20 protein-coding genes are annotated in these 23,711 nt (G+C 63.4%); 12 read left to right on the top strand and 8 right to left on the bottom strand.

Annotated elements, in window-relative coordinates; all coding sequences use genetic code 11:
* Nucleotides 1-33: 33 nt before the first annotated feature.
* Entirely contained in the window at nucleotides 34-582 is a 549-nt protein-coding gene (locus N2K98_RS01440; protein ID WP_255866479.1) for a hypothetical protein, read from the bottom strand.
* A gap of 470 nt (nucleotides 583-1,052) precedes the next feature.
* Between N2K98_RS01440 and N2K98_RS01435 the strand changes: the two genes are divergently transcribed.
* From N2K98_RS01435 to N2K98_RS01415, 5 genes are all read left to right on the top strand, one after another.
* Nucleotides 1,053-1,445, top strand: coding sequence for a hypothetical protein (locus tag N2K98_RS01435; protein WP_255866480.1), 393 nt, complete (start codon nucleotides 1,053-1,055; stop codon nucleotides 1,443-1,445).
* A 53-nt stretch (nucleotides 1,446-1,498) separates the two neighbouring features.
* Nucleotides 1,499-2,521 carry an NADPH:quinone reductase gene (locus tag N2K98_RS01430; RefSeq protein WP_255866481.1) on the top strand — a complete coding sequence of 341 codons (1,023 nt, stop codon included), beginning with the start codon at nucleotides 1,499-1,501 and terminating at the stop codon, nucleotides 2,519-2,521.
* Nucleotides 2,522-2,680: 159 nt separating this feature from the next.
* Nucleotides 2,681-4,219 carry a sulfatase-like hydrolase/transferase gene (locus N2K98_RS01425; protein WP_255866482.1) on the top strand — a complete coding sequence of 513 codons (1,539 nt, stop codon included), beginning with the start codon at nucleotides 2,681-2,683 and terminating at the stop codon, nucleotides 4,217-4,219.
* 38 nt (nucleotides 4,220-4,257) lie between these two features.
* The gene (gene murJ, locus N2K98_RS01420; protein ID WP_255866483.1) at nucleotides 4,258-5,970 is read left to right on the top strand and encodes a murein biosynthesis integral membrane protein MurJ; all 1,713 of its coding nucleotides are present in this window, start codon (nucleotides 4,258-4,260) and stop codon (nucleotides 5,968-5,970) included.
* A gap of 77 nt (nucleotides 5,971-6,047) precedes the next feature.
* Complete coding sequence (locus tag N2K98_RS01415) at nucleotides 6,048-7,121, top strand: DNA polymerase IV (RefSeq protein ID WP_455423606.1); 1,074 nt, start codon at nucleotides 6,048-6,050, stop codon at nucleotides 7,119-7,121.
* Here N2K98_RS01415 and N2K98_RS01410 read toward each other — a convergent pair.
* Entirely contained in the window at nucleotides 7,094-8,011 is a 918-nt protein-coding gene (locus N2K98_RS01410; protein WP_255866484.1) for a helix-turn-helix transcriptional regulator, read from the bottom strand. The two genes, N2K98_RS01415 and N2K98_RS01410, sit on opposite strands and share 28 nt — an antisense overlap.
* Before the next feature lie 101 nt (nucleotides 8,012-8,112).
* Between N2K98_RS01410 and N2K98_RS01405 the strand changes: the two genes are divergently transcribed.
* The 3 genes from N2K98_RS01405 to N2K98_RS01395 all read left to right on the top strand — a co-directional run bounded on the left by N2K98_RS01405 (nucleotide 8,113) and on the right by N2K98_RS01395 (nucleotide 12,574).
* Entirely contained in the window at nucleotides 8,113-8,805 is a 693-nt protein-coding gene (locus tag N2K98_RS01405; protein WP_255866485.1) for an SDR family NAD(P)-dependent oxidoreductase, read from the top strand.
* A 479-nt stretch (nucleotides 8,806-9,284) separates the two neighbouring features.
* On the top strand, nucleotides 9,285-10,760 hold the full coding sequence (locus tag N2K98_RS01400; RefSeq protein ID WP_255866486.1) for an amino acid permease: 1,476 nt from the start codon (nucleotides 9,285-9,287) through the stop codon (nucleotides 10,758-10,760).
* A gap of 122 nt (nucleotides 10,761-10,882) precedes the next feature.
* Complete coding sequence (locus tag N2K98_RS01395) at nucleotides 10,883-12,574, top strand: FAD-dependent oxidoreductase (protein ID WP_255866487.1); 1,692 nt, start codon at nucleotides 10,883-10,885, stop codon at nucleotides 12,572-12,574.
* Nucleotides 12,575-13,006: 432 nt separating this feature from the next.
* Here the strand turns inward: N2K98_RS01395 and N2K98_RS01390 are convergent, their stop codons facing one another.
* The 5 genes from N2K98_RS01390 to N2K98_RS01370 all read right to left on the bottom strand — a co-directional run bounded on the left by N2K98_RS01390 (nucleotide 13,007) and on the right by N2K98_RS01370 (nucleotide 17,708).
* Nucleotides 13,007-14,122 carry an NAD(P)/FAD-dependent oxidoreductase gene (locus N2K98_RS01390; protein WP_255866488.1) on the bottom strand — a complete coding sequence of 372 codons (1,116 nt, stop codon included), beginning with the start codon at nucleotides 14,120-14,122 and terminating at the stop codon, nucleotides 13,007-13,009.
* Complete coding sequence (locus tag N2K98_RS01385; RefSeq protein ID WP_255866489.1) at nucleotides 14,119-15,201, bottom strand: Gfo/Idh/MocA family protein; 1,083 nt, start codon at nucleotides 15,199-15,201, stop codon at nucleotides 14,119-14,121. The genes N2K98_RS01390 and N2K98_RS01385 overlap by 4 nt, the downstream gene beginning before the upstream one ends.
* On the bottom strand, nucleotides 15,201-15,968 hold the full coding sequence (locus N2K98_RS01380; protein ID WP_255866490.1) for an amino acid ABC transporter ATP-binding protein: 768 nt from the start codon (nucleotides 15,966-15,968) through the stop codon (nucleotides 15,201-15,203). Before N2K98_RS01380 ends, N2K98_RS01385 begins: the two co-directional genes overlap by 1 nt.
* Entirely contained in the window at nucleotides 15,965-16,753 is a 789-nt protein-coding gene (locus N2K98_RS01375; protein WP_255866491.1) for an amino acid ABC transporter permease, read from the bottom strand. The genes N2K98_RS01380 and N2K98_RS01375 overlap by 4 nt, the downstream gene beginning before the upstream one ends.
* Before the next feature lie 94 nt (nucleotides 16,754-16,847).
* Complete coding sequence (locus N2K98_RS01370; RefSeq protein WP_255866492.1) at nucleotides 16,848-17,708, bottom strand: ABC transporter substrate-binding protein; 861 nt, start codon at nucleotides 17,706-17,708, stop codon at nucleotides 16,848-16,850.
* A gap of 212 nt (nucleotides 17,709-17,920) precedes the next feature.
* Between N2K98_RS01370 and N2K98_RS01365 the strand changes: the two genes are divergently transcribed.
* Nucleotides 17,921-18,970 (top strand): LacI family DNA-binding transcriptional regulator, encoded by a 1,050-nt coding sequence (locus N2K98_RS01365; protein ID WP_308219849.1) that lies wholly within the window; start codon nucleotides 17,921-17,923, stop codon nucleotides 18,968-18,970.
* Nucleotides 18,971-19,373: 403 nt separating this feature from the next.
* Here the strand turns inward: N2K98_RS01365 and N2K98_RS01360 are convergent, their stop codons facing one another.
* Nucleotides 19,374-20,210 (bottom strand): PhzF family phenazine biosynthesis protein, encoded by an 837-nt coding sequence (locus N2K98_RS01360; protein ID WP_255866494.1) that lies wholly within the window; start codon nucleotides 20,208-20,210, stop codon nucleotides 19,374-19,376.
* A gap of 235 nt (nucleotides 20,211-20,445) precedes the next feature.
* On the opposite strand from N2K98_RS01360, the gene N2K98_RS01355 reads away from it, so the two are divergent.
* The 3 genes from N2K98_RS01355 to N2K98_RS01345 all read left to right on the top strand — a co-directional run bounded on the left by N2K98_RS01355 (nucleotide 20,446) and on the right by N2K98_RS01345 (nucleotide 23,552).
* Nucleotides 20,446-21,225, top strand: a complete 780-nt coding sequence (locus N2K98_RS01355; protein WP_255866495.1) for a hypothetical protein — start codon at nucleotides 20,446-20,448, stop codon at nucleotides 21,223-21,225.
* Nucleotides 21,226-21,337: 112 nt separating this feature from the next.
* Complete coding sequence (locus tag N2K98_RS01350; RefSeq protein ID WP_255866496.1) at nucleotides 21,338-22,723, top strand: flavin-containing monooxygenase; 1,386 nt, start codon at nucleotides 21,338-21,340, stop codon at nucleotides 22,721-22,723.
* Between the two features lies 1 nt (nucleotide 22,724).
* A complete protein-coding gene (locus tag N2K98_RS01345; RefSeq protein ID WP_255866497.1) occupies nucleotides 22,725-23,552 on the top strand; it encodes an SDR family oxidoreductase in 828 nt (275 codons plus the stop codon).
* Nucleotides 23,553-23,711 lie beyond the last annotated feature (159 nt).

The following is a 23,711-nucleotide window of genomic DNA, read 5'->3' as shown; positions in this document are numbered from 1 at the left end:
GGGCTGCCGGCCGCGCGGGTGCGCATGTGGAGACTAGGCCTGGACGGCCTTCTTGCCTTTGCGGTACTGCCCCATCGACTTGAAGTAGGCCCCGGACGGCACCAGGAACAGCAGCACCGTTGCGACCAGCGACAGGAGCACGGATGCCAGCGTCACCCAGGCTGTCTCGTACACCGGGATGACGCTCGCGAAGAACTGCACGCGCGTGTTCAGCGCGGTGAAAATCACCACGAAGATAAGGACTATCCGGGGCCAACCAAAGCCCATCCGGGACAGCAGGGCAATCGCCGCGAGGATGACGGCGGTGATGACTCCTGCCCAGACATAGTCGGAGATTTCGTTGCGGATCCAGATGGGAACGTTGTCCGGGCCCAGGAAGCTTTCGATCTCGGACTTATGGTCATCCTTATTCACGGCCATGATTCCCACCGGAATCCGGATGAGCACCAGGGCCGCTGCTGCCAGCAGCAGCCAGAAGGCCATCTCCACCGTCATCGGACGTGCAGGTGCGTTTCCGGGTGCTACCGGCTGGACTCCTGCGTAAGGATTGTAGTTGGCGTCCTGCGCCACGTTCTCGGACATGCTTCCCCCATAAAGCTGGCTGATTCCGCGGCATGTTTGCCGCGGCGGTAGGTAGCTTATCCGACAGCAGGAGCGCTGCACGCCCGGCTTAGCGGCGCAACACCACCGCCCCGCCGCAAAGAGCCAATAAAAAACACCTGCACCCGGGTTCCATCCTGCCAATGTGGGGCAGGATGGGTGTACCCAACCGGGGCCGCATGGACCCCGGACCGCACGGAGGGAAGGCATTATCCAATGGCAGATCTAGGCGGCATGGCAGATAAGGCAAAGGACGCAGCCAAGGACAACCCGGAGAAGGTTGACCAGGCTAAAGACAAGGCGAAGGACGCCGTCGACGGAAACAAGGACGACAAGAAGTAGTAACCGTCGCCAAACAGAGCCGGACCGTCCCCGCGGGGGCGGTCCGGCTCTTCGCAGAACGCTTTGCAGAACCGAGTTAACACCCGGGGGTCGGGGGAAATGGGGGAAGAATGTCGCTGAGCACGTCGCGGGTGAGCATCGTTGCGGATCTGCTCTCGTATGGTGAGGACGCTGCTGCACAGTGGGCGTGGGAAGCGCCCCAAGAGGTGCTGGAGGAGGTTCTGACCGTCGCAGGCTGGGTCCTCTACAACGGTCCTGGCCCAGCCGACGGTTCCAGCATGCTGATCAGCAAGGCGGTCGCCCTGGCGGGGATCTATGTTCGCGAATCCCGTCCCCGGGCACTGCACCGCAAGCGAAGGGACTTGAAGGTCTACGCTGCCACCGTCGCCAATGACACCCCTTACGCACAGGAGCGCTTCCTCGGCAGCGATGACTACGATGCCGTCGGTCCGGATGCCCGCAGTTATTGGGGCCAACAGCAGTTGCCGCAGGCGAGCACCTGACCCGATTGGCCGCGACGGGGAATAGAACTCCGCCTCGGTTTCTTGTACCGCCCATGAAAGCAATCGTGTACTCCGCCACAGGCCCCTCGTCCGTCCTCTCCCTCGTTGACCGCGATGCCGCAGCCCCAGGTGCCGGCGAAGTGCGGGTCCGTGTTGCCGTTTCGGGCGTGAACCCCACCGACTGGAAGGCCCGTGCCGGCAGCAGCCTGGCCTTCCCCGAAGTAGTGCCGAACCAGGACGGCGCCGGGGTTGTCGACGCCGTCGGCGAGGGTGTGACCGGCCTTCAGGTGGGCGACCGGGTGTGGATCTACCTCGCCGCCCACGGCCGACCGACCGGGACCGCGCAGGAATTCACTGTCCTCCCCGCCGACCGGGCCGTACGGCTTCCGGAAGGCATTGGTTTTGACGTCGCCGCCAGCCTCGGCGTCCCCGCGATGACCGCGCACCGCGCCCTCACCGTCCACGAACACGGCCCGGCCCGGCTCGCCCCGGGCGCCCTCGCCGGCCGCACCGTCCTGGTTCAGGGCGGCGCCGGAGCCGTCGGCCATGCCGCCATCCAGTTCGCCGTCTGGGCCGGCGCCACCGTAATCGCGACGGTCAGCAGCGACGCGAAGGCCGAGCTCGCCACCGCTGCCGGAGCGCAGCACATTGTCCGCTACCCGGACGACGCCGAGGCAGACCGCATCCGCGAAATCGCCCCGGACGGCGTCGACCACATTGTCGAGGTATCCCCCGCCCAAAACGCGGCCCTCGATGTGGACGTAATCGCCAACCATGGCAGCATCGCCTACTACGCCAACAACAACGGCGAAGAGTTCACGGCACCGATCGTTGCGAGCTTCGCGAAAAATGTCCGCTGGCAGGGCGTCCTTATATATACGGTCGGGACACAGGCCCAGCACGCCGCGGCAGAGGACATCACCGCAGCACTGCAGGACGGCGCGCTGCCCGTCGGTGAGTCCGCGGGACTCCCCCTCACTTGGTTCCCCCTCGAGGAGACCGCTGCTGCGCACGACGCCGTTGAGGACGGAACCACGGGCAAGATCCTCATCCGAGTGACCCACGAGACCGCCTGATCCCGTACATAACTCGCGGAGGTGTCCAGCCCGTTCCTGAGGGATGAACCAAGGTTGAACAGGTAGCATGACGGTACTATTCTTCTTTGGCCCCGTGAGCGGGTTGGATGTCAAGGGTGTTCGGCGAAAAGGCGGGCATCTGGAACGTGAGGTATTTCCATGTCTGGCCAGATTCTTGACGTGACCCGCCGGGTCGGCGTCGTCGTTGGACGCGTCCTGGTCTACGTCCTGATCTGGCTTGGACTTGTGCTGCTTATTGCCGCCCTCGGCATCCGTTTCTTCTGGGGCGAAATCTCCGTCGGCCAGATGCTCCTGAACCTCGTCTCGGTGGAGACCGACGGCGGCGGCGGGGGCATTGTCTGGCTCGGCATCCTCGGGGTCGGTGTCCTGCCCCTGCTCATCACCGGCGGGATCGCCCTTTGGCAGTACTTCCGCCGCCGCAAGCGCCGCAACGGGGAGGACACGACACCTCGCCGCTCACCATGGATTATGCGCACCGTCTCCACCGTCCTGGTGGGCGCACTGGTCATTGGCGGCACCACGGCCTTCGCCAGCACGGTGGGCATGGCCGATTACATCAAGGCAGCGAACTCCAAGTACAACATCGGCGACTACTACGTGGAGCCAACCGTCACCGGGGCCGAGCAGAAGCGCAACCTGGTGCTCATTTATCTGGAGTCCGGCGAGGGCACCCTCGCGGATGACCAGCTCTTCGAAAAGGACGCTTTCGTTCCCCTTAAGAGCGTCACCCAGGCCTCCGCCGGCTGGCAGAGCGTGGAGAATTTCCAGCAGTACGAGGGTGGTGGCTGGACCATGGCCGGCCTCGTCTCGACGCAGTGCGGCATCCCCCTGAAGGGTGTGGGCTCGGCCGAGGAGAGCAAGGACGCAAGCAACCTCGACGACGACGGTGACACTTACCTGGCCGGGTCAACCTGCCTCGGCGATGTCCTGGAAGAGCAGGGGTACACCAATGTGTTCCTGGGCGGCGCCAACGCCTCGTTCGCTGCGAAGGACACATTCCTGGGCACCCACGGCTACTCTGAGGTGAAGGACCTTTCCGACTGGCGCGACGCCGGGGAACCGGAAGAGAACTTCCGCAAGGACTGGGGCCTGAGCGATGAACGCCTCATGGCTCATGCCATGGATGAGGTGGACAGGCTGCACGCCGAGGCGGAGGAAACCGGGCAGCCGTTCAACCTCTCCATGCTGACGCTGGACACCCACGAGCCGGTGCATGTCTACGACTACTGTGACGTGGACACCGAAAACAACGTGACTTCCGTGTTCGCCTGCTCCATGACGGAGGTGGCCGGCTTCGTCGACTACATGGAACAGCAGGGGTACCTCGAGGACACCGCCGTGGTGATCATGGGTGACCACCTCAAGCACATGAGTGCCGGCGACGCTTTCCACGAGCAGCTGGACCATCACACCAACCGCACTATCTTCAACCGGGTCTGGGTTCCGGGCGAGGCAGTCAGCACGCTTCGCCCCGGCGTCGACCAGTTGAACATGTACCCGACCATCCTGGAAGCCGCCGGCTTGACCCTCAAGGATCATGAGGCCGGACTGGGCGTGTCCGCCTTCACCTCCGAGGTCCCTGCGAAATCGGCGCAGGCGATGGAGCGCGAAGCCTATGTCGAACTGCTCGAATCGCTTTCCCCGCAGTTCTACGCGGAGGCCTGGGCCGGCCGGTAGGGCGAGCGCCGGAGCGATCATCTGGGACGATATCCTCCATGAGTTCAGCCGCCGCCGCTAGGAACGCCGAAAATGCCGCCCCCGGCGCGCCTTCGGCCCCGGGCCGTGTTTCCGCAGCGCGGGCCAGCGCTGTTATGGCAGCGGGCACCGTCGTGTCTCGGGTACTCGGCCTCGTCCGGACAGCGCTGCTCGCCACTGCCATTGGCGCCTCGGCCGGGGTGTCGGACCTGTTTTCCTACGCCAACGCCCTGCCGAACTTCATCTACCTGATGCTCGCCGGAGGTGTGTTCAACGCCGTCTTAGTGCCCCAGATCGTGCGGGCCAGTCGGCAACCGGACCGGGGCGCCGACTACGTCAGCAGGATCCTGACCCTCGCCGTGGCGGCGCTGCTGGTCCTCACGGTGCTGGTGACACTGGCGGCGCCGGTGATCATCGAGGCGGCAACGCGTTTCACGGACGGCAACCTCACCCTGGCCACGGCGTTCGCCTACTGGTGCCTGCCGCAAATCTTCTTCTACGGGTTGTATGCCGTGCTGGGCCAGATCCTGAACGCCAACGGCTCCTTCGGCCCGTACATGTGGGCTCCCGTGGTGAACAACCTGGTGTCCATCGGCGCGCTGGTGGTGTTCCTGTCGCTGATGGGTGCCGAACAGGCCGAAGGGTATAAACCCGAAACATGGACGCCGGCGCATACGGTCCTGCTGGCGGGCGGCATGACGCTCGGTGTCGCACTTCAGGCTCTTCTGCTGTTTCTCCCGCTTCGACGCCTGAAACTGGGCCTGAAGCCGACGTTCGGGCTGCGTGGAACGGGGCTTGGACGCACGGGACGGCTGGCATCCGTCACGATCATCACGATGGCCCTCGGCAACGGCCTGTACTTCGTCAATCTCTACGTTGCCACCATCGCCTCCGACGCCCGGCAAGCCCTCATCGAGCAGGGCCGCCCGGCCCGGATCGCGGGCCTGACGAACCTGGACATCGGCGCCATGGTTTACCAGCTGCCGCACGCCGTCATCGCCCTGTCGCTGGCCACGGTGATGTTCAACCAGCTTTCCGCTGCCTATGCGGGCGGGAACCTTCCGGAGGTACGCGCCGTGCTGTCCCGGGGGCTGCGCCTCACCGGTGTGGCCACGGTGTTCGGCGCGGCGGCCCTGCTGGCGTTCGCAGGCCCGCTAGGAATGCTCTTCAGCGAATCGCCCGGGGCCGCTGCCCTCAACGGAATCATCATCGCCATCCTCGCCGTAGGAGCCCCGTTTTTGAGCGCCAACTTCCTTCTCGGCCGGGTGTTCTATGCCGGCGAGGACGTGAAGACGCCGCTGAAAATCCAACTGGTCCTGTCCGGAGTGGGGGTGGTTCTCGCCGTCATTGCGGGCGTGCTTGATCCCCGGTTCATTGTGCCGACGCTCGCCGTCGCCTATTCCCTCGGCAACGTGATCGCCGTCGTCGTCAGTCATGTCTTCCTCACGCGGGCGATTGGCCCCTACGGTGCCGGGCACATCTTCGATGCGCATGTCCGGTTCGCGGTTGCGGGCATTGTCGCCGCCCTCGCCGGGACGGCCGTGTCCTGGGCGTTCGGCGGGTACGACGCCGGCGGGTACCTTTGGCAGTCCAAGTTCCACGCCGTTGTGGTGCTCGCCGTCGGCGGTGTTGTGATGGGTGCCGTGTATCTGGGCATGCTGAAACTGCTTCGGGTGGCCGAGTTGGGCCAGCTTGCCGGGTCGCTGCAGGCGCTGGTCCGGGGCCGTAGCTGACAGTCGCTGCCCCGCCCGGCGACCGGATCGGCGCGGAAGCCAGTGCGCCTCTGCGTTGCGTAGGGCACACTGGTCGCGTGAACGCTATCCCCTGGGTGCTGCATGTCGATCTCGACCAGTTCATCGCCGCCTTCGAAGTGCTCCGGCGGCCCGAACTTGCCGGCAAGCCGATCATTGTGGGCGGCCGCGGCGACCCCACCGAGCGCGCCGTGGTGTCCACCGCGTCCTACGAGGCCCGGGCGTTCGGCGTCGGGTCCGGGATGCCCCTGCGGATCGCGGCCCGGAAAGTTCCCGACGCCGTCTTCCTGCCCGTCGATGCCGAGGCCTATCTCGAGGCGTCGGACGCGGTGATGGCTACCCTGCGCGCCCAGCCCGGCGCCGTCGTGCAGGTCCTGGGCTGGGATGAGGCCTTCGTGGGGGTGGAGACGGAGGATCCGGAAGCCTACGCCCGGCAGCTCCAGGCCGACGTCCTGGAACGCACGCAGCTGCACTGCAGCGTGGGCATCGGCGACACCCTGATCCGTGCCAAAAACGCCACGGACTTCGGCAAGCCCGCCGGCGTCTTCCGCCTCACCACCGCGAACTGGCTTGATTTCATGGGCGAGCGGCCCACCAAGGAGCTGTGGGGTGTCGGGAGCAAGATCTCCGGCCGGCTGGCGAAGCTGGGGATTAATACTGTTGCCGAGCTCGCCGCGGCCGATCCGCAGACGCTGGTTCCGGAGTTCGGGCCGAAGATGGGCCCCTGGTACAACGAACTCGGGCGCGGGGACGGCAGCAGCGTTGTGGACGACACCCCGTGGGTGGCCCGCGGGCACAGCCGGGAAACCACCTTCCAGCAGGACCTCACCGAGCCGGCCCAGGTGAACGACGCCGTCCGCGAGCTGACCACGCAGGTCCTGAAGGACGTGGCGGCCGAAGGGCGGCCGGTGATCGGGCTGACCCTCAAGGTCAGGTACGCGCCGTTCACCACGAAGACGCATGCGAAGAAGATCCCCGAGACCTTCGACCGGGAGGACGTCCTGGCCCGGGCCCTGGATCTCTCCGGGGCCATCGAACCCGGCCGCCCGATCCGGCTGCTGGGACTGCGGGCCGAAATGGCGATGCCCGACGACGCCAGGAAGGGTCACACGCCTACGCGCGGCGGATGGTGAGGGGCCGCACCGCAGTCGGGCAAGGAGCGGTCACGCACCCAGCGGGTGGCCGCGACAGCCGAGACGCGCAGGAAATCGAGTTTCCCTGCCGCTTCGGATCCGGCGGCGGCGGTGTAGGCGACAATGTGCAGGTCCGTGCCGGCCACGGTGAAAATGTCGCAGTCCAGCTCCACATCCCCGACGACGGCGTTCTGCACCACTTTCATTTCGGACTGGTGCTCGCTGACGGTTCCGCTGTCCCACAGTGCACGGAAACGCTCACTGGACGCAGTCAGATCAGCAATCAGCTCCTGCACCCTGTGGTCATGCGGGTACCGTCCGTAAGCACGGCGCAGGTCCGACACCAGGGAGGCTTCAAAGATCTCCAGGCTGCCCTCCGGACAGATGATCCGGATTCCGCTGCTACCCAGCGTTCTCCCGGCAAAGTGCGAGCGCAGGAGATTGGGACGGCCCTTGTCGGGCGGGGCGGGCTCCCCGAGAAGCGCCGCCCACAGCGGACTGAAGGAGAGCAGGTCCCAGGCGGCAGTGAATACGGCCACCGGTACTTCACCAAGCCGCGCCACCAGCCGCTGCACGCTGGGCGGGATATGCGTCGGAACTTCTCCGGGCCCGGGCGGAAGCAGCCCGGAAATCTCGAAGAGATGGGAGCGTTCGGCGTCGCTCAGCTGCAGCGCACGTGCCAGTGCCGCCGCCACCTGGGCGGAGGGCCGGCGGGCACGGCCCTGCTCAAGGCGCACCAGGTAATCAACACTGACACCTGCCAGCTGGGCCAGCTCCTCCCGCTTCAGCCCCGGCGCCCGTCTGAACCCGTAGACGGGCAGGCCCGCGTCCGCCGGCTGCAGGCGGTCACGCCAGGAACGGAGAATGGCACCCAAATCAGAATCCTGCATGGAGAGAGTCTGCCAGCCGCAAACCGGTTCTGGGTGGCCCTGACAGTCCATATGCTGGCCCGTGCCACGACATCAGTCCGCAGCGGGCCAAGACTAAAGCCATGACAACAACACTGATTACCGGCGCCAACAAAGGCCTGGGTTATGAAACAGCACGCCGTCTCCTCGAGGCCGGGCATACCGTCTGGATGGGGGCGCGCGATGAAATCCGCGGGCGGGAAGCGGCCGAAGCACTCGGCGGCACGTTCGTCCAGCTCGATGTCACCGATGAGTCCTCTGTGGAGGCCGCAGCCAAGACCGTGGCAGCTGCCGGCGGCTTGGACGTCCTGGTCAACAACGCAGGCATTCCCGGACCCTACGCCCCGGCGGAGGACCTGACGGCAGCGGACGCAGAGGCGGTGTACGGCACCAATGTGGTGGGCATTGTCCGCGTGATGCACGCTTTCCTGCCGCTCCTGCGCGAGTCCGCCGAGGGAACGGTTGTGAACGTCACCAGCGGAGTGGGCTCCTTCGGCTTTGCGCGCGACCCGGAGCGCGTCGAGTCCACCGTGGTGATGCCGCTCTACACCTCTTCCAAGTCCGCCGTCACCATGCTGACCGTGCAATACGCCAAGGCGTTCCCGGAGCTCCGCATCAATGCTGCGGACCCCGGCTACACCGCCACTGATTTCAACGGGCGGCAGGGCACCCAGACAATACGCGAGGGAACGGACGCCATCGTGGAGCTGGCCACCCGTGGCGGCTCCGGCCCCACCGGCACGTTCATCGACAGGTCCGGTACCGCCCCCTTCTAGTGCTCCGCAATTCTGCCCGCCCTGTCCCTCACAATCTGCCCGGCCCGGTTCCCATGGGGCCGGGCAGCCCGCGGGCGGGGCCGTGGTTTCCTCAGCACCCGCTCGGCCAGCTGATTGCCTGCGGGGTTCGGGTCCATCTACGTCCGCAGGCCATCAGGGTATTGGGGTCTCATTCTCGTCAAACGAGCTGCTTCGACGGGCGCGGCACCCTGGAGCCGGCCCTCATCCTCCTGTGCTGGGTTCTACACCCACCCGGACAGGGTCCGCCCCGTAAACGCCCTTGTGGCAAATACTCACCATGCTTCCGTTTTTGACGCTGCGATGCGACCGGCGCCATAGTCTACGGGTGAATTTGTTAGAGCCCCGAACAACCAGAGAGCATGAGTAAGCGCACGCCAACGCCCTTCAACGCCTGCCGCTGCGGTTTGCAACCCCGGCGATAACCCCGCCGGCTCAAATAGATAAAAGGACAACCACCAATGACACAGCAAGCGGCCAGCCCGGAGCAAAAGGCTCCCGACCGCACAGCCGAAACCAGTATCGAGCACGAGGACGCGGGTTACCAGAAGGGCCTCAAGCCCCGCCAGGTGCAAATGATTGCCATTGGCGGGGCCATCGGTACCGGTCTGTTCATGGGTGCCGGCGGCCGGCTGGCCACGGCCGGGCCGTCGTTGGTCATCAGCTACGCCGTCTGCGGTTTCTTCGCCTTCCTGATCCTGCGGGCCCTGGGCGAACTGGTGATGCACCGGCCCACCACCGGCTCGTTCGTCTCCTACGCCCGCGAGTTCTTCGGTGAGAAGGCCGCCTTTGTGTCCGGCTGGCTGTACTGGCTGAACTGGGCCATGACCGCAATTGTGGACATCACCGCCGTCGCGCTGTACATGAACTTCTTCCGGAAGTACTGGCCGCCCATCGCGGACGTACCTCAGTGGACCTGGGCCCTGGCCGCCCTGATCCTGGTACTGGGCCTGAACCTCGTCAGCGTCAAGGTGTTCGGCGAACTTGAATTCTGGTTCGCGCTGATCAAGGTAGTGGCCCTGGTGGCCTTCCTAATTGTGGGCATCTGCTTCGTGATCTTCGGTACGCCCGTGGCCGGCCAGGAGGTTGGCTTCAGCCTCGTCTCCGGCAACGGCGGCCTGTTCCCGAACGGGCTGCTGCCCGCCGTCGTCGTAATGCAGGGCGTGGTGTTTGCCTACGCCTCGATCGAGCTCATCGGCACCGCTGCGGGCGAGACCGAGCACCCGGAGAAGATCATGCCGCGGGCCATCAACACGGTGGTTGTGCGCATTGCCGTGTTCTACGTCGGCACCCTGGTCCTGCTCTCGCTGCTGCTGCCCTACAACGCCTACCACGCCGGCGAAAGCCCGTTCGTGACCTTCTTCGGTTCCATCGGCGTCGGCGGCGTGGACGCGATCATGAACCTGGTGGTCCTCACCGCGGCGCTGTCCTCGCTCAACGCCGGCCTGTACTCCACCGGCCGCATCATGCGTTCCATGTCCGTGGCCGGCTCCGCCCCGAAGTTCGCGGGACGGATGAACAAGGCCGGTGTCCCGTACGGCGGTATCGCCCTGACCGCCGTGGTGGCCCTCCTCGGCGTCGTCCTCAACGCCGTGGTGCCCGCAGACGCCTTCGAAATTGTCCTGAACGTTGCGTCGCTGGGCATCATCAGCACCTGGGCCATGATTGTCCTGTGCCAGATGGAGCTGGCCAAGCGGGCCAAGCGCGGCGAGCTGGAACGTCCCGCATTCCGGATGCCCGGCGCTCCCGTGACCGGCTGGATCACGCTCGTGTTCCTTCTCGCCGTGCTGATCCTGATGGCCTTCGATTCGCCCGTTGGCACCTGGACCATCGCTTCCCTGGTGGTCATCATCCCCGCGCTGATGCTCGGCTGGCGGCTCTGCCGCGACCGTGTCCTGGAACTCGCGGCGGTCCGGGACGGCGACGCCGGGTCGTAGCGTCTGACGTTCCGGCGGGGGCATCCATTTCCGGGTCCAATCGGGTAATCTCACTGCATCCTCAATCCACCTCCCAGCTCCGCGTTTCTCCGGATGAGCATCATCCCTGCGGAAGGATCAACATGACGGATGTCAGTGAGCACCCCGCCCCGCGGACCGGTGACGCGCCTCGTCTCTCCGACTCCCAGTGGGAGAGACTCCTCGGCATGGCCGCGCCAACCGACGTCAACGCCGGCGACTATGTCTTCCGCGCAGGGGATTTGAACTATCCAATGATCCTCGTGGAATCGGGGGCCATTGAAATGGTCCGCGACCCGCTGTGGTGGGATGAAGAAACCGTTCTCAGCACGCTGGGGCCACGCTCGTTCGCCGGCGAGCTCGGGCTGCTCAACGGACAGTCCGCACTCCTATCGGCGCGGGTGAAGGAGTCCGGCCGGATCCGGCGCCTGGCCCGCGAGGACCTGCGGCTGGTCATGAACCAGGACGACGATCTGGGCGGAATTGTTCTGCATACTCTCTGGGAACGCCGTGAAGCGCTTCGTCGGGGCCCGGCAGCCATGACGCTCAAGTTCGTCGGGACGGAAGCGTCGAGCGGGCTGCTGGCTCTTCGACGCTTCGCTGAGCGTCTGGATTTGATTCATACCGTCTTCGTCGTCCCGCCGGACGGCATGGGTGCCCTCGACGGCCACGGCATCGCAGCCGATGATCTGCCGGCAGCGCTGATCCAGGGCAAGCTGATAAAGCGTGCGACGCCGGGGACTATCGCCGAGCGGCTCGGGTTGAGTTACCAGCCCCACCACGAGGGCGCGACGGACCTGCTCGTCGTTGGCGGCGGACCTGCCGGGCTCGCGGCGGCCATCTACGCAGCTTCCGAAGGGCTGAGCACGGTGGTGCTCGACGCCGTTGCGCCCGGCGGCCAGGCGGCGTCGACCTCTCGAATCGAGAACTTCCTTGGTTTTCCCTTTGGAGTTGCCGGCGGAGACCTCATCCGCCAAGCCACACTGCAGGCGATCAAGTTCGGCGTGAGGATCTGGGCGCCCTGCGATGCGGTGTCTCTCGAGACTATGACTGATGGCCTCAGGCTCACGCTGGGCGACGGCGCCACCCTCCATACCCGCACCGCCTTGATTACGTCCGGGGCCGCCTACCGGAGTCTCGGCGTGCAGGGGTGGGAGGACTTCGAGGGACGCGGCATCTATTACGCCGCCACCAGCCTCGAGGTGCGCCAAGTCGCAGGCCACCCGGTGGTTGTGGTCGGCGGGGCGAACTCGGCCGGCCAGGCGGCGCTCTATCTCGCATCCCATGGATGCCAGGTCCATCTGGTGGTGCGGGGAACCGAGGTTGGTGCGCGGATGTCCTCCTACCTCGTGGACCGCCTGCGGGAGGATCCCCGGATCCGTATCCATACCGAATCGAACATCATCGGATTGGACGGTGGCTCCGCCCTGGATTCGGTCCGCATCGATACCGCCGGTTCGGTGGATGCGCGCGGCCTGTTCTGCTTCATCGGAGCCGACCCTGCCAGCGCCTGGCTGCCCACCCTGGACAGGGACACTGCGGGCTTCATCCGCACCGGAACCGACATCGCCATCCAGGCCCTGGATCAGTGGCAGCCGCTGGGCCGCGAACCTATGCCCTTTGAAACCTCCACGCCAGGCGTTTTTGCAGCAGGCGACGTCCGTCACGGCTCTATGAAGCGCATCGCGGCAGCGGTCGGCGAAGGGTCAAGCGCCGTCGCGTCCGTGCATCGGGCCCTTGGCGACCCGGCTAGTCCCCTCGTCCGCACACACTCATCACCTCGGGCTTCACTTTGAGAGCCACAACATCACAAGGTACTCCAGCTGTATTTCGGGTGACGGCGCAGTGTCGATGGACTCCCACGGCTGGTTCAGCAGCGGGAGCAAAGATGTGGGCGCCGACTTGCTGGCTGGGCTGTCCCACATCAGGCAAAACGCCTTAGAGAAGTGCGTACGCGCTCGGGTGCAACGCCGTGATCGGAGTGCACTTCGACTATCCGACCCTGGATCCCGAGACTGCAGGCAGCACGGGGGGCACACTGATTCTCCTGCACCTGTTTGCAGTGACCGCAAACGGCAATGCCGTGGTGATCGAGAAGAAGCAAGAAGACATTTTGGTGTTGCAAAGTAAGTCCGCCCCTAGAGGCATGCCAGAGGAAGGTCCACCCTCCGGGCTGGGCTCAAATACCCCAGCCCGGAGCTTTCGTTGAATTGTTGAAGATGGTCCTGTTACTGGAAGCGCTCGGGCCGGAAGGTCGCGAGCATCGGGTGCTTTTGATCGGTCAGAATTTCTTCGGCCAGGAGCTCTCCCGCGATCAGCCCTATAGTTGCACCGGAGTGACTGAAGGCGACGAAGCATCCGGGGACTTCCTGCAGCTCGCCAAAGACAGGTTCACCATCTCCTGGGATGGGTTTACGTCCCAGCTTCCACGACGCGGGCTTCAAAGCCGGTTTTCCTTCGAGGAGTGCCGCAGCTTCATCCACGAGCTGCTGCACAATTGCTTCCGCAATCGTGTAGGTGCCGTCCACATTCTCGGTAATGCTTTCCTCATACCAGTCATGGTCGAGCGCAAGGGTGTTGCCGGGGTTCGGCCTCAGTGCAACGCGGGGGGTGTTCATGACTGGCCGCACTTTCTGGGTGACGGGCTCGGTGATGACAAGCATCGATACCGGTGAGGCGTCAGGGATGTCCACTCCGAGCTCCTTGACCACGGCAGGAGTCTGCTGGCCACATGCAACTAACACTGCATCGGCGGGGTAGTGCTCACCATGGGATGTTGTCACTCCGATTGCTCGTCCGTCGGCCACCTGGACGGATGTCTTCCCCGCGTGAGTGATCAGCTGGCCGCCCCGGTTTTTGAATTCCTCCATGAGGAAATCAATCAGGTGCGGAAGGCTGACCCAGCCCTCGCCGGGATTGAAGATCGCCGTCGTGGGCACGGATCCGGAGTTGATTCCTGTCGTGTATTCACCCACGGTGTGTGCGTTAACGAGTTTCGAATCGTAGCCGTGGGCTTTTTCATAAGCATGGCGTGCTTTGGTTGTTTCGGCATCTCCATCACCGGCCCAGTGGAGGCCGCCGTCAAAGTGGAGCCATTCCCGGGTCGGGTCAGAGGCAAAGAGTGTGCGGTACCGGTCAATGCCTGCGACGCGAATCTTGTGGTAGGGGTTGGTGCGTTGGCCGGCTGAATTCAACCATGACAGGGATCGTCCAGAGGCGCCGCTGGCTAGGTCGGCTTCGGTCACAAGGATGACGGAGGCGCCGCCCCGGAGTAGGTGCACAGCAGTGGAGACTCCGAGGATGCCACCGCCGATAACTGCCACGCGGGATGGAGAGGATGTCATAGGTAGCTCTCTTTCTGAGTATGGGACGGCAGGTCAGCCGACGCCATGATTTTCTCGATGACCCGCAGGACTGTGACGGATTCCGCGGGATCCACCGGGAGTGAAGCCCCGTCACGTAGCGCTGCGGCAAGCTGGGCATAAAACAAGGGGTAACAACCACGTTCCGATGGGACGGCGGTTGTGGCATTATCAACGCCGAGCAGACCCCACCGATTTTCGGGTTCCGCACCGTAATGATCATCGGTGGGCAGCACGCCGGACTCGAGCGCAGCTTCCTGCCCGTCCAGCCCCCACTTGGTATAAGCGGTAGTGGTGCCCAGAAGGTGGAACCTCGGCCCGACTTGCGCTGCTAGGCCGTTCATCCAGAGCCGGGACCGAACGCCTGACTGGTGCAGCAGCGAAACGAAGCAATCCTGGTCAGCGCTATTGTTCGGGGAATGTGTCACCGTTTCGCCGTAGCTTTCGACTACGGGGCCAAAGAGTTCGATGACTTGGTCGATAAGGTGCGTCCCGAGGTCATGGAGGATCCCTCCGCCCTCGGCTAGAGTGGCCCGGTCTCGCCAGTTTCCGAACCCTTCGGGCTTCCACCACTCGAATCTGGATTCAAAGGAGCGGACCTCTCCTAAGGCGCCTTCTCGAAGGAGCTTCTTGAGCGTCAGGTAGTCCGCGTCCCAGCGACGATTTTGGAAGACGGTGAGCACCACTCCGGATTCGGCGGCGCGGTTAATGAGCACCTCTCCCTCATCGCTGGTCGGTACAAAGGGTTTATCGACGACGACGTTCAGTCCTCGGGCGAATGCTGCCTCGGCCAGTTCGACATGGGTGCCAGGCGGCGTTCCCAGAACAACCAAATCCAGGTCGAGGTCACCGGAGTCGACAGCCGCAAACAGATCTGAGGCAGTGTTGATGATTCGTGTGCGTGGATATTTCTTGGCCGCGGTGGCGACGCGAACGGGGTTGGCGGTGACGATAGCATCGAGCGAGTAGTGTGGGTCTGCCTGAATAAGGGGAGCATGAAATACCTTGCCTGATACACCGAATCCGAGCACAGCAGTGCGTATGGGGCTGGGAACCGTCATTAGAGGACTTCCGAGAGGAATCTTTGCAGGCGCTCACTTTGGGGGTTATCGAACAGGTCTGCGGGCGTGCCGACTTCGACGACTTCGCCTTCGTCCATAAAGACCACTTGATCGGCGACTCTGCGGGCGAAGCCCATCTCATGGGTAACCACGGCCATGGTCATGCCCCGTTCGCAGAGGCCAGCCATCAAGGTCAAGACACCTTTAACGAGTTCGGGATCGAGTGCCGAGGTAGCTTCGTCAAAGAGCATCACCTCCGGTTCCATAGCCAATGCGCGTGCAATCGCGACACGCTGTTGCTGACCTCCAGAGAGGTCCCGTGGACGGTGATCAGCGCGCTCCGCGAGGCCGACTTCAGCAAGCCGGCGGCTAGCGCGTTCCCTCGCTTCGGCCTTCGACATCCCCTTGACGCTGCGCAGCGCCAAGGCAACGTTCTCGAGCGACGTGTGGTCGGGGAAAAGGTTGAAATGCTGGAAAACCATGCCGATACGGCTTCGCAGGACATCGGGGTTGAGGTTAAGAGTGCTTTCGCCGTCAAGCAACACGTCCCCGCTTGATGGTTCGTGCAAACGATTGATGCCTCGCAGCAAGGTGGATTTCCCGGAACCGGACGGCCCGATGATGCAGGTTGTGGTTCCCGGGGCGATGGAGAGACTGACCCCGCGCAGGACGTGGATGTCGCCGAAGGCCATCGTGAGGTCCTTAATCTCCAGGCTTGAGCCCCGAAAGGTGAGGAGATCGGAGGAGACGTTCGCGGAGGTGCTCATGTGTTGCTCCCTGTGACGTGGGGTGTGACCGCATCAAGTTCTTTCACTTCGTTCAATCCGCTGCTTGGGGCAGAAGGACGGCGCCTTCCACTGCGGAACCGGGCGTCGAAGTAGTTAACCAAATGGGTCAAGGGGACGGTGATGATCAGGTAGAACACCCCGGCCATAACTAGCGGCGACAGATTTCCCGTCAGCACCGCCGCGTCTTGGCCGACGCGGAAGAGCTCACGTTCGGAAACCAAAAGTCCCAAGAAATACACCAGCGATGAATCCTTCACAATCGCGATGAACTGGTTCACGAGCGCGGGAAGAACACGTCTGATTCCCTGGGGAATGACCACTAGCGCCATGGCCTTGGCGTAGCCCATCCCGAGGGCGCGGCAGGCCTCTAGCTGCCCCTTTTCCACACTCTGGATACCGGCGCGGAAGATCTCGCCAATGTATGCACTGGCAATGAGACTCAAGGCGATGATGCCCAGCGGATATGGTGAGGGTCCAAAAATCTGCTGGCTGACCCTCGCGAAGCCCTGGCCAATGAGCAGGATCGTGAGGATGGCAGGAAGTCCTCGGAAAAGGTCAGTGTAAATCCGGGCAGGAAGACGCAGCCACCGCGACGTCGAGATTCCCATCACGGCTAGGACCATCCCCAACACCACCCCAATCACAGTGGCTGCAGCAGAAATGATTAGCGTGTTAGCCAAACCCACCCGCAACAGCTGCGGCAGGACAGCGAGCATCGCCTCGAAGTCGAGGAAGGTCTTGATCAGATTGTCGAGAAAGTCCATGTCAAGCTCTCAATGTTTGTAGCCGTGGAGCGGGCCGGCTCGCGCCCACACCCCTGAATGATGTTCCCGGCCATTTCCGGGGAACAGAACCGGACTAGTTGCTCGGCGTCGGCTCGGAGGTTTGCTCAGCCGACGGCAAGTACTGCTCGGGCATTGGGGAGCCAGGGAACCACTTTTGGTAGAGCTCCTTCCACGTGCCGTCCTCCATTGCCTCCGCTAAACCTTCGTCAAGAGCCTCCTTCAACACAGGATTACCCTTGGCGATTGCGAAGCCGGCTGGAGCATCAAAAGACGGGATATCCGCTGCTGAAACCAGACCGAATTTCCCCATGTAATCCTTTGCTGCCTCATAATCGAGGAAGTGTGCGTCCACCGATCCTCCATTGACGGCAGCTATCGCGGAGTTGTTATCCGGAAAACGGACGAGGTCCGTCTCGGTGAAGTTCTTCACCGCGTAGGCTTCCTGCAAGGTCCCCTGCACAACACCCAACCGGTGACCGGCGAGAGTCTCCTCGTCCTTGATGCCAGAATCCTTAGTTGTAATGACCGTGAGGTAGCCAGCAAGGTAGCCATCGGAGAAATCGACTGTCTGCTTGCGCTCATCTGTGATTCCGATCGCCGCAACCCCCACGTCGAACTGTCCATTGGCGACGGCTGACAACAAACCGGAGAAGTCCTGACCAGTGAAGACCACGTCTTCTATGCCCATACGACCGGCAACATCTTTGAACAATTCAACGTCGAACCCGGTGAAGTCGCCGGAGGCATCCGTGAAGGTGTAAGGCTTCGAATCACCCAAACTCGCGACACGGATGGTGCCGGGCTCGACCAGGCCATAAGGGTTCTCCGATGCCGCCTCCGAGGACGATGACCCGCATCCGGTGAGAACCAGTAATGCGGTCAATGTGGTAGTCGCAGAAACGACTATTGTGCGAAAGCGGGATGTCTTTTTCACTACTTCGTCCAATCGATGACGACACCTCGGCGGTGTCTGTGCGGCGCGGAAGATGTTCGAATAAAGAGTTACTGAGTCCGGTCTCAATGGGTTAGAATGAGACCGGACTCACATTCGGGTTGCTGAGGAATCTACACAGGAATTTCTTTAGGGTCAACCCCCTCTGAAAGGTCACAATGAGTAGTTCGTCCTCCCGTCGTAGAGACGTGACGGTGGCAGACGTTGCACGCGAAGCGAGGGTTTCGAAGGCCCAAGCAGCGCGGGCACTGGGTGCTTATGGCGCGGTCAGCGAGGAGGTGCGCTCCCGCGTCTTGGCCGCCGCGGCTGCTTTGGAGTACCGGCCGAATGAGTTGGCAAGGAGCATGAATACCGGCAGATCAAATACACTCGGTGTTGTAGTGGGAGACATCGAGAATCCCTTCTTCAGTCTGGCTATGAGAGGAATCTCGGATACCGCTAAGACTGAGGGTTTTGACGTAATCCTGATCAACACCGGGGAAGACGTCGCTGCTGAAGCCGAAGCTGTACGGGTTCTGCTAGACAAACGAGTCGATGGCATGATTGTGGCACCGGCTTCCCACCTCTCGGTCGGACACCTTCGCGACGCCGTCGATTCCGGCCGTCCCCTCGTGTTGCTCGACCGCCAAATTCCGGACCTTGGCGTGGACGCCGTCATGGCGAAGATGGACGACATATCTTTCACAGCCGTCACCCACCTGATCGATAGTGGGCACACCCGCATCGGGTACGTCTCGTCGCTTGACGTCGGGAGTTGGTCCTCTGGTCAGGGGATGGGCCTTGGTCTCAACCCGGTGTCTGAGCGCCTGGCCGGAATGCGTAGGGCGTTCCATACAGCCGGCATGTCGGCTCCGAATGATCTGATCAGGTTGAGTGCGGGCAAGCCCCAGCCCATCCGGGAGATTGTCGAAGAGCTGCTGCTGTGCCCAGACCCGGCCACGGCAATAATCGCGTCTGATAGCCTCATCGCACTCGAGGTACTGCATACTATTCAGCAGCTCGAAATGAGAATCCCCGACGACGTGTCTTTCATGATGTACGACGACATGCCTTGGGCCCTCCTCATGACACCACCGATCACAGTAGTTGCCCAACCTGTATACGAAATCGGGGCAGCGGCCGCGAAGACTTTACTGGCGCACATCTTGGGGCGCCCGGTAATGCCGGAGACTCTGGTCTTCCACTCAGAACTGCTGCTGCGCGGATCGATAGGATCGCCAAAAAAGGTGACAGAGGGGGCATGACAAAAGAGAGGCGATCCACAAAAACACCCGCTGCCAGCGAACCATTCATTCCGGCAACTGCAGCAAAAAATGACCGAGCTGCGCACCTCAAGACACACGGCGATCACACGGTCCGACAATAATTCCTGCGCCCACTCCTTCCCCAACCCCTCAAGTCTTGTTCCCAAAGTCAGGCTCCGGCAGCCATGCATTTTGTACGGCAAATGTTCACAGCTGAACTCGTACACCGGTGGCGCGCCGCGTAGGTTAGGCATTTTGAAAGCGTCCGGGCTGCACTCTCTCCACGATCGGCTAAGTCGCGGCGACTTCCGCTGTAAGGCCAGTCTCGCGATTCGACAAACTGCTATGCGGTCCAGCCGTAGCGGCGAGACTGGCTGACGATCCGATGGCGGTAGCCCACACCCTACAGCCGGACCGTCCCCCCGATGCAGCCCGTGACCTGTCCGCCAACCCAGATTTTCCCCTCGCTGAGACTGATGTGCACCCGTCCCCGCCGTCCAAGAACCGTTCCCTGTGAAGCGGTGTAGGGCGCGGACGCCACAGCTGTGTCGGTCAGCCAGCGTGCCAGCCCCGCGTTCAGGCTGCCGGTCACGGGGTCTTCCCAGACGGGGTCGCCTCCGACGAAGGCACGCACCTCGAACTGGGTTTCCTCCATGGGCCCATAGGGCCCCACCACACCGATTTCCAGATCGCCGGCCTTGCCCGGATCGGGCTGCAGGCTCAAGACTTCCTGTGCAGAGGAAAGCCGAATCCCAATCCATCGAGGACCATTAACCAGCCACGACGCATCAAGGATGTTCTCCCGCGGAATCCCCAAGATTCCCGTTATCCGGCGTATGAGCGGCTCGTCCACGGGTTCGTAGCGGGTGAGCGGCGGTGCCGCGAAGGCCAGCTGATCCTCCGCTACGCGGATCGTTATCAGCCCTGCCGCGCATTCCTGGATGACCGTTCCGTCGGGCCTTGGCGATCCCCCGGCGTCCAGCCAGGCTTTGGCGGTTCCAAGGGTTGGATGGCCGGCGAAAGGCAGTTCTTCCTTGGTGGTGAAGATCCGCACCCGGTAGTCAGCCTCCGGTGTGGTTGGTGGCAGGAGGAACGTCGTCTCCGAGAGGTTTGTCCAGGTGGCGAACCGCTGCATCTCTTCGACGCTCAAGCCGTCGGCCTCGTGAACCACCGCCAAGGCATTGCCCCGATACGGCTCAGAGGAGAAGACATCAACTTCGCTGTAGGGACGGACTTTCATGGCGCCACTGTAACAAGATGCCTCCGGCGGGCCTGGCGCTGAGGCCCGCGCCAATCCGTCCTGGTGTTCAGACCTCCGGGAATTCAAAGTCTGCCAGGACGGTTATATAGCGGTAGAACATCTGCTTTTGCTGGCAGCCTAAACCGGGATCGGAGTCCACAGCCGACAACCAGAGTGGAGTTGTAATCTGGCGTAGTTGGCTGCAGCTCCGCCACTATCCATTCACGAGAGGATCATGATGTCTCGCCTTACCGTGGGGAACATCTTCAAAGTCACCGTCGCGCTCCTCTTCTTTCCTTTTATGCCACTCCTGGTGCTGATGATCGGGGTACGCAGGAGTAACTGGAAAGTGATCCTTGAGGGTGGCCTATACGTTGCGCTCGTCCTGGCGGCCGTCGCCCTGCCCGGGAACGCAGCGCAGTTCATCCTCTCGTTCTTCGTGGTTCTCGGGCTCATAGCCGTAGCGGGCATGCGGTCCTACATGCTCCGGGACCTGTGGCTGCACCCCAGGACCCGGGGACCGCAGGTTATGCCCCAGCAGGCCGGCGCCCCGGCCCAGCCCGGGACAGCGACAACGCCGCCGGAGGACCTGTCCTCCGATTTGGCCTGGTCTGCCGCCCTCGCCAAACGAAACAGGAGCCGCCTTCCGTCCGAGGCCTACGTCAGCATTCTGGAAACCTGCCAGACGCTGGACGCCGTGATCGACGCCGAAACGCGCCAGCCGCTGGGCGATCCCCAATTTGAGTACGAACTGTCCGCCACCGTGCGTGACTACCTGCCGAGTGTCCTCCAGAATTACGTGGCCATCCCGCCGAGGATGCTGGAGACCAAACAGGCGAGCGGAAGGACCCCCAACGAGGAACTGGCCGAGCAGCTGCAGCTCCTTGCCGGACAGGCCGAGACGCTGCACGCCAGCCGTCACCGCCGCACCTCTGCGGAGCTGACCAACACGGGCAACTTCCTTCGGGAGCGGTTCGGGCACCGTCAGGGCGGCTTCGACTTCGGGATTAAGTAGCCAGCACGACGCCGCCTGCCGGGGTGTTGCTAACGCTTGGCGCGGCCGGGTAAGTCTACAGTGACGTAAGTCACAGTAATGCCCGGCCTACATCCACCTGCTTGGAGCGCCAATGACGACAGTCCACAGCACAGCACCCACCGACGAGCTCGGCAGCAGCGAGCGCGAGCGCGTATGCGTCATCGGCGCGGGCTGCTCCGGAATCACTGCGTCCAAAGTTCTCCACGAACGGGGACTTGCCTTCGATTGCTTTGAACTCTCGGACCGGGTCGGCGGCAACTGGGTATGGGGCAACAGCAACGGAGTGTCCGCGGCCTACAAGTCCCTGCACATCAACACCTCGCGCAGCCGGATGGAGTTCAGCGACTTTCCCATGCGCGCGGACCTGCCCAATTTCGCCCGCCACGACCAGGTTGCGGCGTACTTCGACGCCTACGTCGAGCACTTCGGGTTCCGGGACAAGATCACCTTCAACACCGGGGTGGAGCACGTGCGCCCCCTGCCCGGCGGCGGCTTCGAGGTTCGGCTGAGCACCGCGGAGACCCGGCGCTACGGCTCGGTCATAGTGGCCAACGGCCACCACTGGGACCCCCGCATGCCGGAGCCGGCCTTCCCCGGCGCCGAAGGTTTCACCGGTGAGCAGATGCACTCCCACGACTACACGGACGAGCAACAGCTCACCGGCAAGCGGATCGTGGTGCTCGGCATGGGCAACTCGGCCATGGATATCTGTACAGATGCCAGCTACCACGCGGCCGAGACCTACCTCTCCCACCGTCGGGGCGTGCACATCATTCCCAAGTACGTCTTCGGCAAGCCCTTCGACGAGATCGGAGCGCACGAGAAGATCCCGTCCCGGGTCCGCTGGGGTGTCGCCCGCGTGGTCATGCGCGCCGCCACCGGCCCAATGTCGCGTTACGGCCTTCAGGAACCCGACCACAAGTTCGCCCAGGCCCACCCGACCGTCTCCAGCCGGATACTCGACCGGCTGGCCCACGGTGACGTGGTCCCGAAGCCCAACATCCAGCGTTTCGACGGTGACAGCGCAGTCTTCACCGACGGCACCCGCGTCGCGGCCGACCTAGTGATCTACTGCACCGGCTACAAGATCTCGTTCCCGTTCTTTGACGCCGGCTTCCTCGACCCCTCCGGAGATAACGAGATCCGGCTCTACCAGCGGATGTTCCACCCGACGGTGCCGGGGCTGTACTTCATCGGACTGGTTCAACCGCTCGGTGCGGTGATGCCGATCGCCGAGCGGCAGTCCGAGCTCGCCGCCGACCATCTCCAGGGCCGTTACGTTCTGCCCGAGCGGGCCACGATGGACGCCGAGATCGACCGCCACCGCAAGGCGATCACCAAAAGGTACGTCGCCAGCAAGCGGCACACCATCCAGGTGGATTTCGTCGATTACATGCGTGCCCTGCGCAGGGAGCGCGATGCCGGAGCGCGGCGCAGAACCGCTGCCCAGGCCGCAACCGACCGTGTGGGGGCCTGACATGGCCGGGAACACTGAGCAGCACTCGCGCCGCGTCGCCGTCGTCACCGGCGCCGCCCGCGGTATCGGGCACGCCACCGCGGCCCGGCTGTTGCGCAATGGATGGAAAGTCGGCGCCTTCGACATCGAAAGCCAGGGCCTCGCCGAACTTAAGGACATCGCTGCCGAGCATGGCACCACGGTGGTCACGGGAACACTCGATGTCCGGGACGCCCAGCAGTGGCGCGACGCCCTGGCCTCCGTTGGCGAGGACCATTTGGACCTTCTGATCAACAACGCCGGGCTGCTGGCTGCCGGGCCGTTCGTTGATACAGACCTTGAACGGCACCGGGCGCTCGTGGACGTCAACGTTCTCGGCACCATCAACGGTGCGCATACCGCGTTCCCGTACCTGAAGAACGCTGACAGGCCGGTGCTGCTCAATCTGGGATCCGCCTCAGCCATTTACGGGCAGCCCGATCTTGCCACCTATGGCGCCACGAAGTTCGCGGTCCGCGGCCTGACCGAGGCACTGGAACTGGAATGGGCGGAGCATGGCATTGCCGTGCTCGATCTGTGGCCGCTGTTCGTCAACACCGGGATGGTTAAGGGCGTCAGTATCGGAGCAATCACGTCGCTCGGCGTGCGGCTGAACGAAACCGACGTTGCCGCAGCTGCTGTCGCCGCCGTGGAACGCAGCATCAGGTCCCGCCGCAACCCGAAGTGGCCCCGCAACGTCCACCACGCCGTCGGACCGCAGGCACGCTTCCTAGTCATGCTCTCCCAGATGACTCCGAACTGGGCCAACCGGCTCATCACCGAGCGTCTCACCCGGCGGCCAGCTGCCTGACCCCCAGCGTTCTGCGGAGTTGCGTGGCCATCCGGTGCAAGATGCTGGATGATTAACAGGCAAACGGAAGAGCCCCAATTGAGGAATTGCTCGGGCAGCTGCAGCTTTCTCTCCGGGCAGGCCGATACAACACCCAGCCCCGCCTAGCTGAGGAGACCC

Source organism: Arthrobacter jinronghuae (assembly GCF_025244825.1).
GTDB lineage: Bacteria > Actinomycetota > Actinomycetes > Actinomycetales > Micrococcaceae > Arthrobacter_B > Arthrobacter_B jinronghuae.
Note: the sequence above shows the minus strand (reverse complement) of the source record. Positions and strands in the feature narration are given on the sequence as shown.